Below are 14,390 nucleotides of genomic sequence, written 5' to 3' on the forward strand. Positions count from 1 at the left end.
GCGGTCGGGCGTCGTGCCGCCCGGCGTGCGGTCGGGCGTCGTGCCGCCCGGCGTGCGGTCGGGCGTCGTGCCGCCCGTGCTGCCGTCGGGCGTCCTGCCGTCGAGCACCGCGGCCAGCCGGGCGCGGGCCCGGGACAGCCGCGAGGTGAGCGCGGTGAGCGAGCAGCCGAGCACCTCGGCCGCCTCGCTCGGCGTGAGCCCCGCCCACACGGTCAGGGACATCGCCTCGCCCTCGGCCGGCGGCAGCTGGTCGAGCAGCCACCGGGCGAGGTCGTCGCCGGCCAGCCGGTCCGACGGGTCCGCGACCGGCGCCCGGGTGGGCTCCGCCGCCGCGACGCCCGCGACGGTGCGCAGCTGGCGGCTGCGCTGGTCGTGGACGTGCTTGACCTTGTTGCGGGCGACGCCGAACACCCAGGGCCGGAGCTCGGCGTCGGGCACGGGCGCGTCGGCCCACCGGCGCCAGAGCACCAGGAAGGTCTCGGCGACCACGTCCTCCGCGAGGTCGTCCGGGACCTGACGGCGGGCGTACCCGCGGACCTGGGGCGCGAGCAGGCGGTAGGCAGCGGCGAACGCCTCGGCGTCGCCGTCCTCCGCGGGGGCGCGCCCCGCGCCCCCGTCGCCCCCTGCCCCCACGCCGTCCTCAGGTCGCTCGTCAGCATGTCGTCGCACTCATCGTACGGACCGACAGGCTGCCCACGGACGTCGTCGCCGTCTGCGCGCCGGCGTTCCAGCAGGTGACGCCGCCGGTGCCGCCCGAGCCGGAGTAGGTGCGCACGTCGACGCCCATCCGGTTCCAGACCGAGCCGGCGTTCGCGATCGACGTCGCCTGGAGCCCGGACGCGCCGGTGGACCAGAAGGTGCCCGAGTACCCCGTGCCGCTCCACAGGCAGAACCGGCCGGTCCCGCACTGGCTGGCGCTGTACCCGGTCACCTCCACGGGCCCCGTCGGGTCGTCGTCCGCCGCGCTCGCGGGCGCGGCGAGCGCGGACGCCCCGAGCGCGGACAGCGCGAGCGCCACAGCGCCGACGAGGGCGACGCGGGCACGACGGGCGGAGGCGGGCTGCACATGGGGTGTCATCCCGCCATGCTCGAAGCTCGTCACGCCGGACGCCTGTGAGATCCGTCACACGTCGCCATGCATGGCAGAGTCGGACCCCGTGACCGACCGCTACGCCCCCGACGACCACCTGGGCCACCGCTCGCTGCTCGTCGCCGCCGCCTACGTGCTCCTGCTCCGCGGGGACGAGGTGCTGCTGCAGCTCCGCCACGGCACCGGCTACATGGACGGCCGGTGGGCGACGCTCGCCGGGCACGTCGACCCGGGCGAGTCCGTGCACGAGGCGGCCGTGCGCGAGGCCGCGGAGGAGGCCGGCGTGCGGCTCGACCCGGCGGACCTCGAGCCGGTGACGACCCTGCACCGCTTCGAGCGCGGCGGGCCGCAGGTCGAGCAGCGGTGCGACTGGTTCTTCGTGGCGCGGCACTGGTCCGGGGACCCGGCCGTGGCCGAGCCCGACAAGGCCGCCGAGATGCGCTGGTTCCCGCTGGGCGCGCTGCCCGACCTCGTGGTGCCGCACGAGCGGCTGGTGCTCGACGGCGTCCGCGACGGCGGCCTGCCGGCGGTCGTGTCGCTCCCGTCCTGACGCCCGCCGCCCTCCCCGTCGCGCAGCCCCGGTCACGGCAGCCGCAGCTCCGCGCGCAGGCCGGGCGCGCCGTCGGGCCGGTCGGCCAGGACCACGTCGCCCCCGTGCTCGCGCGCGACCTCCCGGGCGATCGCCAGGCCGAGCCCGCTGCCGCCCCCGGGGCGCGCCCGCGCCGCGTCCAGGCGCACGAACCGCGCGAACGCCCGCTCGCGGTCGGGCGCGGCTATCCCCGGGCCGTCGTCGACGACGGCCACCAGCCCGTCGGCGACCTCGACGCGCACCGCCCCCGCGGCGTGCCCGATCGCGTTGTCGACGAGGTTGCGGACCACCCGGCCCAGGGCCGCCGCGTCCCCGCGCGCCCGTCCCGTGCCGACCACCTCGAGCGCCACGGGCCGCGCCGGCGCGCCGGCCGCCGCGGGCGCACCCGGCTCCTCGGCACCGACGGCCCCGGCCGCCGCGAGCGCCGCCGCCTCCCGCGCCACCTCGCCGAGGTCCACGTCGGCGTCCGGCACCGGCCGCGACCCGAGCCGCGCGAGCAGCAGCAGGTCGTCGACCAGCGCCTGCATCCGCCGCACCTGGTCGCCGAGCCCCTCGACGAGCTCCCCGGGCGCGTACGCCTCCGGGTGCGTGCCGGCCACCTCCAGCTGGGCCCGCAGCGCCGCCAGCGGGGTGCGCAGCTCGTGCGCGGCGTCCGCGACGAACGCGCGCTGCCGGCCCGCCGCCTCCTCGAGCCGGTCCAGCATCTCGTTGAGCGTCCGGGCCAGCGCGCCGACCTCGTCGTCGGTCCCGGGGTCCGGCAGCGAGCCGGGGCCGCCGGCCCGCGCGACCTGGGCCGCCGCGGACCGCAGGCGCTCGACCGGCCGCAGCGCGCGCCCCAGCGCCACCCAGATCGCCGCCGCGAACAGCGCGGTCAGCACCGGCACCACGCCCGCGAGCGCCAGGCGCAGCGCGCGGACCAGCCCCTCGACCTCCGCGACCGGGACCGTCGCGACCACCACCGTCCCCTCGGGGGCGCCGGCGGGCGCGACGACCGCGACCCGGGCCGCGCGGTCGTACGCGGACGCCCCGGTCCCCCCGACCACCGGCTCGCCCCGCGCCGCCGCGGCCCGGGCCCGGAGGTCCGCCAGCGCGTCCCCGCCGAGCACCGGCAGCGTCCGGCTGGCGGTCGGCGAGGTGGCGGCGACGCGGCCGCCGGCGTCGAGCACCTGGACGATCTCCCCCGGCTCCGCCACCGGCAGCGCCTCGGGGACCTGGTCGCTCGCCACGAGCGCCGCCACGGTCTCCGCGCGCCCCCGCACCACCTCGTCGAGCGCCGCCACCCGCCCGCGGGACAGCACCGTGCTGAGCACGACCGCCCCGACGACCAGCGCGGCGCACAGCAGCCCGGCCGTGAGCACGGTGAGCCGGGCGCGCAGCGACCACCGGGCCCGGCGCGGCCGGTCCCCGCTCACCCCGCGACCCGGTAGCCCGCGCCGCGGACGGTCGCGATCGCCTCCCGCCCGAGCTTGCGGCGCAGGTACCCCACGTACACCTCGACGACGTTGCCGTCCTCGCCGGGCCCGTCCCAGACGTGGTCCCGCAGCTCGACCTTCCCGACGACCCGGTCCGCGTGCCGCATCAGGTACTCGAGCAGCGCCAGCTCCCGCGCGGTGAGGTCGACCGGCGCGCCGGCCCGGGTCACGGTCCGGGCGGCCGGGTCGAGCACCAGGTCGCCGACCGCCAGCACCGCGGGCCGCACCTGCGGCGGCCGGCGCAGCAGCGCCCGGATCCGCGCGACGAGCACGACGAACGAGAACGGCTTGGTCAGGTAGTCGTCGGCCCCGACGTCCAGGCCGTCCGCGACGTCGTGCTCCCCGTCCTTCGCGCTCAGCAGCAGCACCGGCGTGGTGACCCCGGCGGCGCGCAGGCCGGTGACCACGTCGTAGCCGTTGCGCCGCGGCAGCATCACGTCGAGCACGATCGCGTCGTAGTCCCGGTCGGTCGCGAGGTCGAGCCCCGCGGCGCCGTCGTAGGCCACGTCGACCGCGAACCCCTCGGCCGTCAGCCCGCGGCGCAGGGCGTCCACCAGCCCGCGCTCGTCGTCCACCACCAGCACCCGCACCCCCGCAGCATCGCACCGCGGGCGGCGCGCGGCGGCCCCGGGGCGGCTCGGCGTTCTCAGCGCCGCCTCAGCGCGGGTGGCGCACAGTGGGGGCATGGCCGACACCGAGCGCCCCCGCCGCACCCTCTCCCCCCGCGCCCGCTGGGCCGTGCCCGGGGTCGTCGCCGTGGCGGTGGCCGCCGCGGTCGGCGTCCCGGCGCTCGCCTCGCCGGGCGACGCCGACCTGCCCGCGCTCACCCCCCAGGAGCTGCTGAGCAAGGTCGCGGACGCCGGGCCGACGCCGGTGCAGGGCACCGTCGTCTACACCGCGCGCCTGGGGCTGCCCGAGCTGCCCGCGGAGCTGACCGGCGCGGACCCGCTGAACCTGCTGGGCGGCTCGTCCACGCTGCGGGTGTGGTCCGACGGCGCGGAGCGGTCCCGGGTCTCGCTGCTCGGGGCCACCTCGGAGTACTCGGTCGTGCACGACGGCGACGAGGCGTGGACCTACTCCTCCACCGACGACGCGGTCACGCACTACACCCTCGACCCGGCCGACGTGGCGCGGTACCAGGCGCTCGCCGACCGGGCCGCCGCGGCCGACGGCGCCGACCTGCCCACCCCCGAGGCCGCCGCCGCGCAGGTGCTCGCGCTCGCCGAGCAGGACGCCGACGTCACCGTCGACAGCCCGACGACCGTCGCCGGGCGGGACGCCTACCAGCTCGTGGTCAGCCCGACCGACGACGAGACGCTGGTGTCCCGGGTGGTCGTCGCGGTGGACGCCGAGACCTCCCAGCCGCTGCGGGTGCAGACGTGGTCGACGTCCGACGGCGCCGCCCCCTCGCTGGAGGTCGGCTTCACCGACGTGCAGTTCACCGCGCCCGCCGACTCCGTGCTGGCGTTCTCCGCCCCCGCCGGCTCCAGCACCGAGGACGTCGTCGTGCCGCTGCCGGACGTGCCGGAGGGCGCGGGCGAGCCCGGGACCGTCCCGCCGCTCCCCGACGGCGTGGCGGTCGCCGGTTCGGGCTGGTCGACCGTCGTCACGCTGAGCGACGTCGACGTCGCGGGCCTCGTCGGCGGGGACGCCGCCTCGCTCGCCACCGTCCCCGGCGCGGAGCGCGTGCTCGGCTCCGAGGAGGCGCAGGACCTCGTGCAGCAGTTCGTCCCGAGCGACTCCGACGGCACCCCCGGCCGGCCGTCGCTCGACACGACGGCGCTCTACGACCAGCTCACCACCGCGGTCCCCGAGGGCCGGCTGCTCAGCTCGACCCTGCTGTCGGTGCTGGTCACCGACGACGGCCGGGTGCTGGTCGGCTCCGTGCCGGCGGACGCGCTGCGCGCCGCGGCATGAGCGACGCGCACCACGACGGCGACCTGGCCGTCCGGACCGCGGGCCTGACCAAGCGGTTCCGGAGCGGCCAGGTCGCCGTCGACGGCCTGGACCTGGCCGTGCCCCGCGGCGCCGTGTACGGGTTCCTCGGGCCGAACGGGTCCGGCAAGACGACCACGATCCGCATGCTGCTCGGCCTCGCCCACCCCACCGCGGGGCGCGCCTGGCTGCTCGGCGCCGCGATGCCCGAGGAGGCGGCGCGCGTGCTGCCGCGGGTCGGCGCGCTCGTCGAGGGGCCCGCGTTCCACCCGTACCTGTCCGGCCGGGCCAACCTGGCGCGGCTCGACGCCGGGGACGCCACCGCCGACCCGCGCACCAGCCGCCGGCGCGCGGACGCCGCGCTCGACCGGGTGGGCCTCGGGGCCGCGGCGACCAAGCCGTACCGGCAGTACTCGCTCGGCATGAAGCAGCGGCTCGGCCTGGCCGCCGCGCTGCTGCAGCCCCGGGACCTGCTGGTGCTGGACGAGCCGACCAACGGCCTCGACCCGCAGGGCACCCGCGAGGTGCGGCACCTCGTCCGGGAGCTCGCCGACGGCGGCGCGACCGTGCTCGTGTCGTCGCACCTGCTCGCCGAGATCGAGCAGGTGTGCACGCACGTCGGGATCATGAGCCGCGGCCGGCTGCTGCTCCAGGGCGAGCGGGCCGCGCTCACCGACCGGGAGGGCGCCCGCCTGGCCGTGACCACCCGCGCCGGGCAGGCCGACGCGGCCGCCGAGGTGCTGCGCGGGCTGGGTCTCGCCGACGTCGCGCGCGACGGGCGGGCGCTCCCGGGCGGGGCCGGGACGGCGCGGCTCACCGCGGTGCTCGGCCCGACGCCGCCCGAGAAGGTGTCGGCCGCGCTCGTGCACGCGGGCGTCGACCTGGTCGGCCTCGAGGTCGACCGGCCGAGCCTGGAGCAGGTGTTCGTCGAGCTGACCGGGGAGGGCTTCGATGTCGCGCGCTGAGGTGCTGGACGCCCCCGTGGCCGCGGCCGCGCCGGTCGCGTTCGCCCGCCTGCTGCGGTCCGAGCTGCGCCTGGTGCTCGGCCGGCGCCGGAACCTGGTGCTGCTCGCGGGGCTCGCGCTGGTGCCGGTCGTGATCGGCACGGTGCTGCTGGTCACCCGGGACAGCGCGCTGTCCGGGCAGGGCCCCGCCTTCCTGGCGCAGGTCACCGGCAACGGGCTGTTCCTGGTGGTCGCCGCGCTCTTCCTCTGCCTGCCGTTCCTGCTCCCCCTGTGCATCGGCATCGCGTCCGGCGACGCGGTCGCCGGCGAGGCGTCCGCCGGCACGCTGCGCTACCTGCTCGTCGTGCCGGTCCCCCGGACCCGGCTGCTGGCCGTGAAGGCGCTGGCCGCCCTCGCGTTCGCCGCCGCCGCGGTGCTGGCGGTCGCGGTGACCGGGCTGCTGATCGGGGCCGCGTACTTCGGCGTGCACGACGTGGTGCTGCTGTCCGGCAGCACCGTGCCCGTCGGCGAGGGCCTGGTCCGGGTCGCCGGGATCGTCGCCTACGTCGGGCTGTCGCTGACCGGGCTGGTCGCGGTCGGGCTGTTCTTCTCGACGCTGACGGAGGTGCCCGTCGGCGCGATGGCCGCGACGGTCGTCGTGGCCGTGGTGTCGACGGTCCTCGACTCGCTGCCGCAGCTCTCCGCGATCCACCCGGGGCTGCTCACGCACCACTGGTTCGACTTCGCCGAGTTCCTCCGGGTGCAGGTCGACTGGGGCGTCGTGGGGTCCGGGCTCCTGGTGCAGGCGGCCTGGGTGGCCGTGTTCGGGGCGCTCGCGTGGGCGCGGTTCACCACCGCGGACGTGACGTCCTAGGCCGGTCGGCGCCGGTTCAGGCGAGCAGGCCGACGACGGTCGCGACGACCGCGAGCAGCGGGAACGCCCCCTGCGTGGCGGCCGCCCGCGCCTTGTCCGGCGACGACAGCACGAGCACCAGCGCCGCCGCGAGCATCGAGCCGGTGCCGGCGAGCACGAGCGCCGCGCCCACGGCGTCCGCGCCGGTCGCCGTGGCGACGACCCCCGCCGCCGCGACCACCGCGAGGAACAGGTTGTAGAAGCCCTGGTTGAACGCGAGCTCCTTCGTCGCCTCGGCGCCCTCGGGCGTCGTGCCGAACGTCGCGCGGGTCCGGGGGGACGTCCAGGTCAGCGACTCGAGCGTGAAGATGTACACGTGCACCAGGGCCGCGAGCGCGGCGAGCACCAGTCCGGCGGCGATCATGCGGGCCAGTCTGCCGTGCCGCGGGGCGCCCGAGGTCTTGTGACGTGCGCCACAGGCGAGTAACGTACAACCACATGGTTGTACGTCAGCTGGAACCCGACGAGGTGGACCGGGTGTTCGCCGCGCTGGCCGACGCCACCCGCCGCGACATCGTCACGCGGGTGCTGCGCCGGGAGGCGTCGGTGACCGCCCTCGCGCGCTCCTACGAGATGAGCTTCGCCGCCGTGCAGAAGCACGTGGCGGTGCTCGAGCGCGCGCACCTCGTGACCAAGCAGCGGCAGGGCCGCGAGCAGGTCGTCCACGCCGACGTCGCGACCATCCGGGCGGCCGGACGGCTGCTCGACCGGTTCGAGGAGATCTGGCGCGGCCGCGTCGGCCGCATGGCGGAGCTCCTCGGGGACATGCGAGAAGGGGACGACTCATGACCGTCGTGGACACCATCAAGGACACCGACGCACTGACGCTCACCGTGGTGGCCGAGCTCGCCGCCCCGCCCGAGCGGGTGTGGCGGCTGTGGTCCGAGGGCGAGCAGCTCGGCCGCTGGTGGGGCCCTCCGGGGTGGCCGGCGACCTTCCCCGCCCACGACCTCACCCCCGGCGCCGAGTCGCGCTACTACATGACCGGCCCGGACGGGACGCGGGCGCACGGCTGGTGGCGCGTGCTGGCGGTCGACCCGCCCCGCTCGATCGAGATCCAGGACGGGTTCTCCGACGCCGACGGCAACCCGGACGACGCCATGCCCGCCGCCCTGATGCGCACCGAGCTCACGCCCGTCGACGGCGGGACGCGCATGACCATCACCACGCAGTTCCCGGACGCCGAGGCGATGGCCCAGGTGATCGCGATGGGGATGGAGGAGGGCATGCGCGAGGCGGTCGGGCAGATCCCGGCGCTGCTCGCGGAGGGCTGAGCCGCGGGGGCGGTGCGGGCCGGCCACGGCCGATGGTCCCGTCAAGTCATGGGACGACTAGGCGCATACTGGGGGACGTGAGCGGCGTGACCCGGCAGCGACCGACCCGCACCACCCCCGAGGGGCGGCGCGAGCCGTGAGGGTCCGCACCCGCCCCGAGCACCCCGCGACCGGGGCCGCGCTCGCCGTCGTCGGCGGCTTCCTCGACGCCTACACGTTCGTGGCGCACGGCGGCGTGTTCGCCAACGCCCAGACCGGCAACGTCGTGTTCGTGGCGATCCACGCCGCGGAGGGCCGGTGGGCCCAGGCCGCGGGCTACCTGCCGATCATCGGCGCGTTCGTGCTGGGCCTGGTCGCGGCGGAGTGGCTGGCGGCGCACCGCCGGCTGCCCGGGCTCGACGACCCGACGCGCGTGGTGCTGCTCGCCGAGATCGCCGTGCTGGTCGCCGTCGCGGGCCTGCCGCGCTCGGTGCCGACGCTCGTGACGACCATGGCGGTGGCGTTCGTCGCCGCGCTGCAGGTCACGACCTTCCGACTCGTCCGGGACACCACCTACAGCACGACGATGACCACCGGGAACCTGCGCACCCTCGTGACCGCGGCCTACGAGTGGCTCAGCGGCTACGACCCGACCCAGCGCGTGGTCGCGCGGCGGCTCGCGCTGATCGTGCTGGCGTTCGCCGGCGGTGCCGGGATCGGCGCGGTGGCGAGCGCGCCGGGCGCGCTGGGCACCCGCGCGACGCTGCTCGCCGCGGCGGTGCTGGCCGTGGTGCTGGCCGCGATCGAGACGCACACCCGGCGGACGGCGGGCGGCGGCGCGGCGGGTGGCGGCGCGGCGGGTGCTCCGGGCGTCGCCCGCCCGGTGCCCGCGGGCGTCGGCACCGACGGCGACTGACCGGGACAGACCCGCGGTACTGGTGGTCGGGGCGGTGGGAGCGCTACCGTCCGTCGGGACATCGAGGAGGATGCCCGTGCACCGCAGCCGGATCTCGACCCTGCTCATCGACGCCCCGCACGCCGAGGCCGCCGCCGCGGCCCGGTTCTGGTCCGCCGCCACCGGCGTGGCCTCGTGGTCGGTGCCGGACGAGGAGCAGTTCACCCACCTCGAGGACCCCGTCCCCGGGCTGGTCGCCGCCGTGCAGTCGATCGGCGGCCCGGCGCGGTACCACCTCGACATGGAGACCGACGACGTCGCCGCCGAGACCGCGCGGCTGCTCGACCTCGGCGCGGTCGAGGTCGGCGGCTGGCTGGACTGCCGCACGCTGCGCGTGCCGGGCGGGCACCTGCTGTGCGTGATCCCGGTGCACAGCGACCCGGCGGACTTCGCCGAGCAGGCGCACGTCTGGCCCTGACCGCCCGCACTCGTGCGTCGGGGTCGCCTCCCACCGACGGCGAGTGGATCCGCTCGAGCCGGCCAGGACCGGCGGGCCGGACGGGCCGGGTGGGCCGGGCGGCCGGGCACGAGCGCGGTGGGCGCCGTGCCCGCCGTCAGGCGGTCGGGCCCTCCGGGGCCGGGGCGTCCGGGGCCGGCGCCGGGTCGTCGCCCGCCAGCACGCGGTACACCGACCGGCGCGCCTCGGCGAGGATCTCGCCCGCGCGCACCCGCTGCGCCTCGGTCCCGCCGCGCCCCACGGCCCGGACGGCCTCGAGCAGCGGCCCGACCTCGGCGCGCAGGTCCACGCCCTGCTCGGCGTCGCCGGCCGCGAACGGGTCCGGCCAGGACGCGCCGTCCCGCTCGACGAGGGCGCGGCCCTCCTCGGTCAGCGTGGCGAGCTTGCGGCCCGCCGAGGCGGTGAGCGTCACGACGCCCTCGTCCTCCAGGAGGTTCAGGGTCGGGTAGACGGCACCAGGGCTCGGGCGCCACCGGCCGTCGCTGCGCTCCGCGATCGCCTCCATCAGCTGGTACCCGTGCATCGGCTGCTCGGCCAGCAGCAGCAGGATCGCGTTGCGGACGTCGCCGCGCGGTCGCCGGCCGCGCCGGCCGCCGGGACCGAAACCGCCGGGGCCGAAACCGCCCGGGCCGAACCCGCCGGGACCCCCGGGGCCGAAGCCCCCACCGGGACCGAACCCCGCGCCCGGGCCGAAGCCGCGCGGCCCGTGGCCGCCGAACCCCCGCCCGCGCCCGCGGTGCCCCTCGTGCGACCCGTGCGGGCCGCGACCGGACCGCTCGTCGCGGCCCTCGCTCTCGAACTCGTCCGATGTGTCGTTGTATCGCATGACGCTAACGATATATCGCTACTGCTCTTGCGTGAACCCCTCCCCTCACGACGATCTCCTCCCCTCCGCGCGGCGTGCTCCGCCGACTCTCCGAACTCGGACTGCCGCGAGAGGGCGGAACACAGTCCGGACGTGCAGAGTCGGCGGGCGGCGCCCGCAGCTCTCGGCTCTGCCGGGAGCCTGGACGACAGCCGAGAGTTGCCATCTCGGCGAGGGGGGCGAGGCTGGGAGCACGGGGGGCGAGGGCGGGGCGAGGCGGCGCGGACGGGGGTGGGCGATGGAGTGGTTCGGCGCGGAGGGGTACACGATCGCCCGGGCGGTCGCGCAGCGCGGCGTCGCCGCCGTCTACGTGCTCGCGTTCGTGAACGTGCTGCGCCAGTTCCGCCCGCTGCTCGGGGAGCGCGGCCTGCTCCCGGTCCCCGCGTTCACCGAGCGGGTGCCGTTCCGGGCCGCGCCGAGCCTGTTCGCCTGGCGGTACTCCGACCGGCTGCTCGTCGTCGTCGGCTGGGTGGGGCTCGTGGTCGCCGCGGCGCTGGTCGCCGGGCTGCCGCAGCAGGGCCCGCCGTGGCTGCCGCTGCTCGCCTTCGCCGTGCTGTGGGTGCTGTACCTGTCGGTGGTGAACGTCGGGCAGACGTTCTACGGGTTCGGGTGGGAGTCGCTGCTGCTGGAGGCCGGGTTCCTGGTCGCGTTCCTCGGGTCGGACGCGGTGGCCCCGCCGTGGACCGTCCTCGCGCTGCTGTGGTGGCTGGTGCTCCGGCTGGAGCTCGGCGCGGGCCTGATCAAGTGGCGGGGTGACCCCGCGTGGCGCGACCTGACGGCGCTGTACTACCACCACGAGACCCAGCCGATGCCGGGCCCCGCGAGCCGGCTGTTCCACCTGCTCCCCCGCCCGCTGCACCGCGTCGAGGTCGCCGCGAACCACGTCGCGCAGCTGGTGGTGCCGTTCGGGCTGCTGGTCCCGGGCCCCGTGGCGGGCACGGCGGCGGCGATCATGATCGTGACGCAGCTCTGGCTGGTGCTGTCCGGCAACTTCGCGTGGCTGAACTGGCTGACGATCGTGCTGGCGGCGTCGGCGGTCGACGACCGGTCCTGGGCGGCGGTGCTCGGCCTGGTCGGCGTCGACGTCCGCACCGGCGCGCCGCCCGCCGGCCCGCCGCCGTGGTTCGTCGGGGTCGTGCTCGCCGTCACGGCGCTGTGCGTCGTGCTGTCGTTCTGGCCGGCGCGCAACCTGGTGTCCCGGAACCAGCGGATGAACGCGTCGTTCAACCCGTTCCACCTGATCAACGCCTACGGCGCGTTCGGAACGATCACGCGCCGGCGCACCGAGGTCGTGGTGGAGGGCACCCGGGACGACGACCCCGGGGCCGCGACCTGGCAGGAGTACGGGTTCCGCGGCAAGCCGGGGGACGTCCGGCGCCTGCCCCGGCAGTACGCGCCGTACCACCTGCGGCTCGACTGGCTGATGTGGTTCCTGGCGCTCGGGTCGGCGGCGCAGCTGCGCTGGTTCGTGCCGTTCCTCGGGAAGCTGCTGGAGGCCGACCGCCCGACGCTCCGGCTGCTGGCGCACGACCCGTTCCGCGGCGAGCGCCCGCGGTGGGTGCGGGCGCGGCTGTACCGGTACCGGTTCGCCACCCCGGCGGAGCACCGGGCCACCGGCGACCGGTGGGTGCGCGCGGACGAGGGGCTGCTGGTGGACGCCGTCAGCCTGGAGCTGCTGACCCGCCGGCGCTGACCCGCCGGCGAGCCCGACCCGCCGCCGCGCAGCGCCCGGCGCGTCACCCGCGCCGCGGCGCCAGGTCCTCCTGCAGCACCAGCGCCGCGGCCCCGACCGCCGCCGCGTCCGCGACGTGCGCCGCGAGCGCCACCCGGACCCCGTGCCGGTCCGCGGCGTGCAGCTCGGCCCGCAGCCGCCGCTCGACGACCTGCGCGTACAGCGACCCCGCCGTGCTGAACGCCGGGCCGGCCAGCACCACCGAGTCGACGTCCAGCAGGTTCGCGGCGGTCACGGCGGCGTCCGCCAGGTACTCCGCGGAGTCCTCGACGAGCTCGAGCGCGAGCGGGTCGCCCTGCACGGCGGCGGTGGCGAGCGCCCCGAAGTCGGTGATCGGATCGCCGTCCGCGCTGAGCCGCGCGGAGGTGGTCCGGCCCGCGGCCACCGCCTCCCGGGCCCGCCGGGCGACGGCGTGCGGGGCGGCGAGCTCCTCGAGCGTCGGCCCGGCGTCGTGCCCGGTGCGGTGCAGGTGCATCCGGCCGAGCGGCCCCGGGTTCCCGCTGGCGCCGCGGTGCACGGTGCCGCCGACGACGACGCCCGCGCCGATCCCGGCGCCCATGTAGAGCGTGCAGTGCGCGACCGACCCGGCGGTGCGGCCGGCCCAGTACTCGCCGACGGCCGCGGCGGTGGCGTCGTTGTCCAGCACCACCGGCAGCCCGACGGCCTCCGCGAGGGCCGCGCGCACACCGAAGCCCTGCCACCGGTGCAGCGAGCGGGAGACCGTGATCGCGCCCGCGTCGAGGTCCAGGGTGCCCGGGACGGCGAGGCCGACGCCGGCGACCCGGTCCCGCCCGATGCCCGCGGCCCGGAGCAGCACGTCGATCTCCCCCGCGATGCCGATGACGACCGCGTCGGGGTCCTCCTCGCGCGCGCCGCGCACCCGCGTCCGGGCCACGACGGCACCCCGGGCGTCGATGAGCACGACGACCAGCCAGTCCGCGCCGAGCTGCACGCCGACGGCGCACCGGGCCAGCGGGTCGAGCGTGAGCATCACCCGCGGCTTGCCGCCGGTCCACTCGCGCGCGCCGCTCTCGCGGAGCAGCCCTTGGTCGAGCAGCGCGCGCACCGCGTGCGAGATCGCCGCCTGGGTCAGCCCGGTGAGCTCCGCGAGCTCGACGCGGCTGATCGGCCCGCGGGTGCGGACCAGGTCGAGCACCCGGGAGCGCGTGGTCGACGGCGCGCGGCCGCCCCGCCGCCCGGCGCCCTGCCCGACCTCGACGCCGTCCATGCCGCTCAGCATGGCACGGCGGCACACCCCCGCCGCGCCGGGCGTGCGATGCTGCGCCCATGACGACGTCGACGCCGCCCGACCGGCGGCCGGGCAGCGGCGTCCGGGTCGGGCTGGCGCTGCTGCCGGCCGACGACGACGGCGCGCTCGAGCCCTTCTACACCGACCTGCTGGCGGGCATGGAGGAGGAGCTCGACGCCCACGGGGCGAGCGTGTTCGTGCACGTGGTCCCCGACCTGGACGCGGAGCTGGTGGCCTACCGTCGCTGGGCCCGGGACGGGCTCGTGGACGCCGTGGTGATCTCCGACCTGGTGGCCGACGACCCCCGGGAGCAGGCCTGCCGCGACCTCGGGCTGCCGTCCGTGCTGCTCGGCGGCGAGCCCGGCGGCGGGCGGTGGGTGGTCGACTACGACAACGACGGCGCCATGCGCACCGCGGTCGCGTTCCTGGCGGACCTGGGGCACCGCCGGGTGGGGTGGGTGTCCGGACCGGAGCGGTACCGGCACACCCGGGTGCGCGCCGCGGCGTTCCACGAGGCCGCGGCCGCCGCCGGCATCACCGGGCTGCACCGGGAGGGCGACTACGGCGCGGCCAGCGGCGCCCTGCGCACCGCCGAGCTGCTCGCGCTGCCCGAGCCGCCGACGGCGATCGTGTACGACAACGACCTGATGCCGCTGGCCGGGCTGCGCGAGGCGGCCCGGCTCGGCGTGCGGGTCCCGCAGGACCTGTCGGTGCTGGCCTGGGACGACTCGGCGAACGTGCGCATCTCGCACCCGCCGCTGTCCGTGGTGAGCCGCGACGTGCACGAGCTCGGCGCGCTCACCGCCCAGGTGCTGCTGCGTGCGGTCGCGGGCGGACCGCCGGCGACGACCCGCACCCCGGGCGTGCGGGTCGTCGCGCGGGGCTCGACGGCGCCGCCCGGCGGCGCGCCCGTCCCGCCGCCCGGCTGAGCGGGGG

17 protein-coding genes are annotated in these 14,390 nt (G+C 77.4%); 10 read left to right on the forward strand and 7 right to left on the reverse strand.

Going from position 1 to position 14,390, the window contains the following annotated elements; all coding sequences use genetic code 11:
• On the reverse strand, nucleotides 1-633 hold a 633-nt coding region (locus tag AC3WUG_RS12140; protein ID WP_492327888.1), incomplete at its 3' end, for an RNA polymerase sigma factor.
• A gap of 19 nt (nucleotides 634-652) precedes the next feature.
• Complete coding sequence (locus AC3WUG_RS12145) at nucleotides 653-1,078, reverse strand: peptidase inhibitor family I36 protein (RefSeq protein WP_492327889.1); 426 nt, start codon at nucleotides 1,076-1,078, stop codon at nucleotides 653-655.
• A 79-nt stretch (nucleotides 1,079-1,157) separates the two neighbouring features.
• Here AC3WUG_RS12145 and AC3WUG_RS12150 point away from each other — a divergent pair, with 79 nt between their 5' ends.
• Nucleotides 1,158-1,640: an NUDIX domain-containing protein gene (locus tag AC3WUG_RS12150; protein ID WP_492327890.1), complete on the forward strand. Its 483-nt coding sequence runs from the start codon at nucleotides 1,158-1,160 to the stop codon at nucleotides 1,638-1,640.
• A gap of 32 nt (nucleotides 1,641-1,672) precedes the next feature.
• Here the strand turns inward: AC3WUG_RS12150 and AC3WUG_RS12155 are convergent, their stop codons facing one another.
• Together AC3WUG_RS12155 and AC3WUG_RS12160 are read right to left on the reverse strand one after the other, a co-directional pair.
• Entirely contained in the window at nucleotides 1,673-3,091 is a 1,419-nt protein-coding gene (locus tag AC3WUG_RS12155) for an ATP-binding protein (RefSeq protein WP_492327891.1), read from the reverse strand.
• Entirely contained in the window at nucleotides 3,088-3,741 is a 654-nt protein-coding gene (locus AC3WUG_RS12160; RefSeq protein ID WP_492327892.1) for a response regulator transcription factor, read from the reverse strand. The genes AC3WUG_RS12155 and AC3WUG_RS12160 overlap by 4 nt, the downstream gene beginning before the upstream one ends.
• A gap of 94 nt (nucleotides 3,742-3,835) precedes the next feature.
• On the opposite strand from AC3WUG_RS12160, the gene AC3WUG_RS12165 reads away from it, so the two are divergent.
• The 3 genes from AC3WUG_RS12165 to AC3WUG_RS12175 are packed head-to-tail and all read left to right on the forward strand — an operon-like array spanning nucleotide 3,836 to nucleotide 6,904.
• Nucleotides 3,836-5,068, forward strand: coding sequence for a LolA family protein (locus AC3WUG_RS12165; RefSeq protein WP_492327893.1), 1,233 nt, complete (start codon nucleotides 3,836-3,838; stop codon nucleotides 5,066-5,068).
• A complete protein-coding gene (locus AC3WUG_RS12170) occupies nucleotides 5,065-6,051 on the forward strand; it encodes an ABC transporter ATP-binding protein (RefSeq protein ID WP_492327894.1) in 987 nt (328 codons plus the stop codon). The genes AC3WUG_RS12165 and AC3WUG_RS12170 overlap by 4 nt, the downstream gene beginning before the upstream one ends.
• Nucleotides 6,038-6,904, forward strand: a complete 867-nt coding sequence (locus AC3WUG_RS12175; protein WP_492327895.1) for a DUF2705 family protein — start codon at nucleotides 6,038-6,040, stop codon at nucleotides 6,902-6,904. Before AC3WUG_RS12170 ends, AC3WUG_RS12175 begins: the two co-directional genes overlap by 14 nt.
• 16 nt (nucleotides 6,905-6,920) lie before the next feature.
• Here the strand turns inward: AC3WUG_RS12175 and AC3WUG_RS12180 are convergent, their stop codons facing one another.
• Nucleotides 6,921-7,307, reverse strand: a complete 387-nt coding sequence (locus AC3WUG_RS12180) for a DUF1304 domain-containing protein (protein ID WP_492327896.1) — start codon at nucleotides 7,305-7,307, stop codon at nucleotides 6,921-6,923.
• A 74-nt stretch (nucleotides 7,308-7,381) separates the two neighbouring features.
• Here AC3WUG_RS12180 and AC3WUG_RS12185 point away from each other — a divergent pair, with 74 nt between their 5' ends.
• The 4 genes from AC3WUG_RS12185 to AC3WUG_RS12200 all read left to right on the forward strand — a co-directional run bounded on the left by AC3WUG_RS12185 (nucleotide 7,382) and on the right by AC3WUG_RS12200 (nucleotide 9,569).
• The gene (locus AC3WUG_RS12185) at nucleotides 7,382-7,732 is read left to right on the forward strand and encodes an ArsR/SmtB family transcription factor (protein WP_492327897.1); all 351 of its coding nucleotides are present in this window, start codon (nucleotides 7,382-7,384) and stop codon (nucleotides 7,730-7,732) included.
• Nucleotides 7,729-8,217, forward strand: a complete 489-nt coding sequence (locus AC3WUG_RS12190; RefSeq protein WP_492327898.1) for an SRPBCC family protein — start codon at nucleotides 7,729-7,731, stop codon at nucleotides 8,215-8,217. The genes AC3WUG_RS12185 and AC3WUG_RS12190 overlap by 4 nt, the downstream gene beginning before the upstream one ends.
• Nucleotides 8,218-8,353: 136 nt before the next feature.
• Nucleotides 8,354-9,112 carry a YoaK family protein gene (locus tag AC3WUG_RS12195; protein WP_492327899.1) on the forward strand — a complete coding sequence of 253 codons (759 nt, stop codon included), beginning with the start codon at nucleotides 8,354-8,356 and terminating at the stop codon, nucleotides 9,110-9,112.
• Between the two features lie 76 nt (nucleotides 9,113-9,188).
• Complete coding sequence (locus AC3WUG_RS12200; RefSeq protein ID WP_158374374.1) at nucleotides 9,189-9,569, forward strand: VOC family protein; 381 nt, start codon at nucleotides 9,189-9,191, stop codon at nucleotides 9,567-9,569.
• 136 nt (nucleotides 9,570-9,705) lie between these two features.
• On the opposite strand, the gene AC3WUG_RS12205 is transcribed toward AC3WUG_RS12200, so the two are convergent.
• Nucleotides 9,706-10,434: a PadR family transcriptional regulator gene (locus AC3WUG_RS12205; RefSeq protein WP_492327900.1), complete on the reverse strand. Its 729-nt coding sequence runs from the start codon at nucleotides 10,432-10,434 to the stop codon at nucleotides 9,706-9,708.
• 277 nt (nucleotides 10,435-10,711) lie between these two features.
• Here AC3WUG_RS12205 and AC3WUG_RS12210 point away from each other — a divergent pair, with 277 nt between their 5' ends.
• A complete protein-coding gene (locus tag AC3WUG_RS12210) occupies nucleotides 10,712-12,166 on the forward strand; it encodes a lipase maturation factor family protein (RefSeq protein ID WP_492327901.1) in 1,455 nt (484 codons plus the stop codon).
• A 43-nt stretch (nucleotides 12,167-12,209) separates the two neighbouring features.
• On the opposite strand, the gene AC3WUG_RS12215 is transcribed toward AC3WUG_RS12210, so the two are convergent.
• The gene (locus AC3WUG_RS12215; RefSeq protein ID WP_492327902.1) at nucleotides 12,210-13,433 is read right to left on the reverse strand and encodes an ROK family transcriptional regulator; all 1,224 of its coding nucleotides are present in this window, start codon (nucleotides 13,431-13,433) and stop codon (nucleotides 12,210-12,212) included.
• Between the two features lie 59 nt (nucleotides 13,434-13,492).
• On the opposite strand from AC3WUG_RS12215, the gene AC3WUG_RS12220 reads away from it, so the two are divergent.
• Nucleotides 13,493-14,383, forward strand: a complete 891-nt coding sequence (locus AC3WUG_RS12220) for a LacI family DNA-binding transcriptional regulator (protein WP_492327903.1) — start codon at nucleotides 13,493-13,495, stop codon at nucleotides 14,381-14,383.
• Nucleotides 14,384-14,390 lie beyond the last annotated feature (7 nt).

This window comes from Cellulomonas sp. EB106-03-03-XG116, from assembly GCF_058792015.1.

Coding starts and splice junctions, on each gene's coding strand:
- AC3WUG_RS12145 (WP_492327889.1), bottom strand. CDS start 1,078: ATGACACCCCATGTGCAGCCCGCCTCCGCCCGTCGTGCCCGCGTCGCC.
- AC3WUG_RS12175 (WP_492327895.1), top strand. CDS start 6,038: ATGTCGCGCGCTGAGGTGCTGGACGCCCCCGTGGCCGCGGCCGCGCCG.
- AC3WUG_RS12170 (WP_492327894.1), top strand. CDS start 5,065: ATGAGCGACGCGCACCACGACGGCGACCTGGCCGTCCGGACCGCGGGC.
- AC3WUG_RS12185 (WP_492327897.1), top strand. CDS start 7,382: ATGGTTGTACGTCAGCTGGAACCCGACGAGGTGGACCGGGTGTTCGCC.
- AC3WUG_RS12205 (WP_492327900.1), bottom strand. CDS start 10,434: ATGCGATACAACGACACATCGGACGAGTTCGAGAGCGAGGGCCGCGAC.
- AC3WUG_RS12190 (WP_492327898.1), top strand. CDS start 7,729: ATGACCGTCGTGGACACCATCAAGGACACCGACGCACTGACGCTCACC.
- AC3WUG_RS12165 (WP_492327893.1), top strand. CDS start 3,836: ATGGCCGACACCGAGCGCCCCCGCCGCACCCTCTCCCCCCGCGCCCGC.
- AC3WUG_RS12220 (WP_492327903.1), top strand. CDS start 13,493: ATGACGACGTCGACGCCGCCCGACCGGCGGCCGGGCAGCGGCGTCCGG.
- AC3WUG_RS12210 (WP_492327901.1), top strand. CDS start 10,712: ATGGAGTGGTTCGGCGCGGAGGGGTACACGATCGCCCGGGCGGTCGCG.
- AC3WUG_RS12215 (WP_492327902.1), bottom strand. CDS start 13,433: ATGGACGGCGTCGAGGTCGGGCAGGGCGCCGGGCGGCGGGGCGGCCGC.
- AC3WUG_RS12180 (WP_492327896.1), bottom strand. CDS start 7,307: ATGATCGCCGCCGGACTGGTGCTCGCCGCGCTCGCGGCCCTGGTGCAC.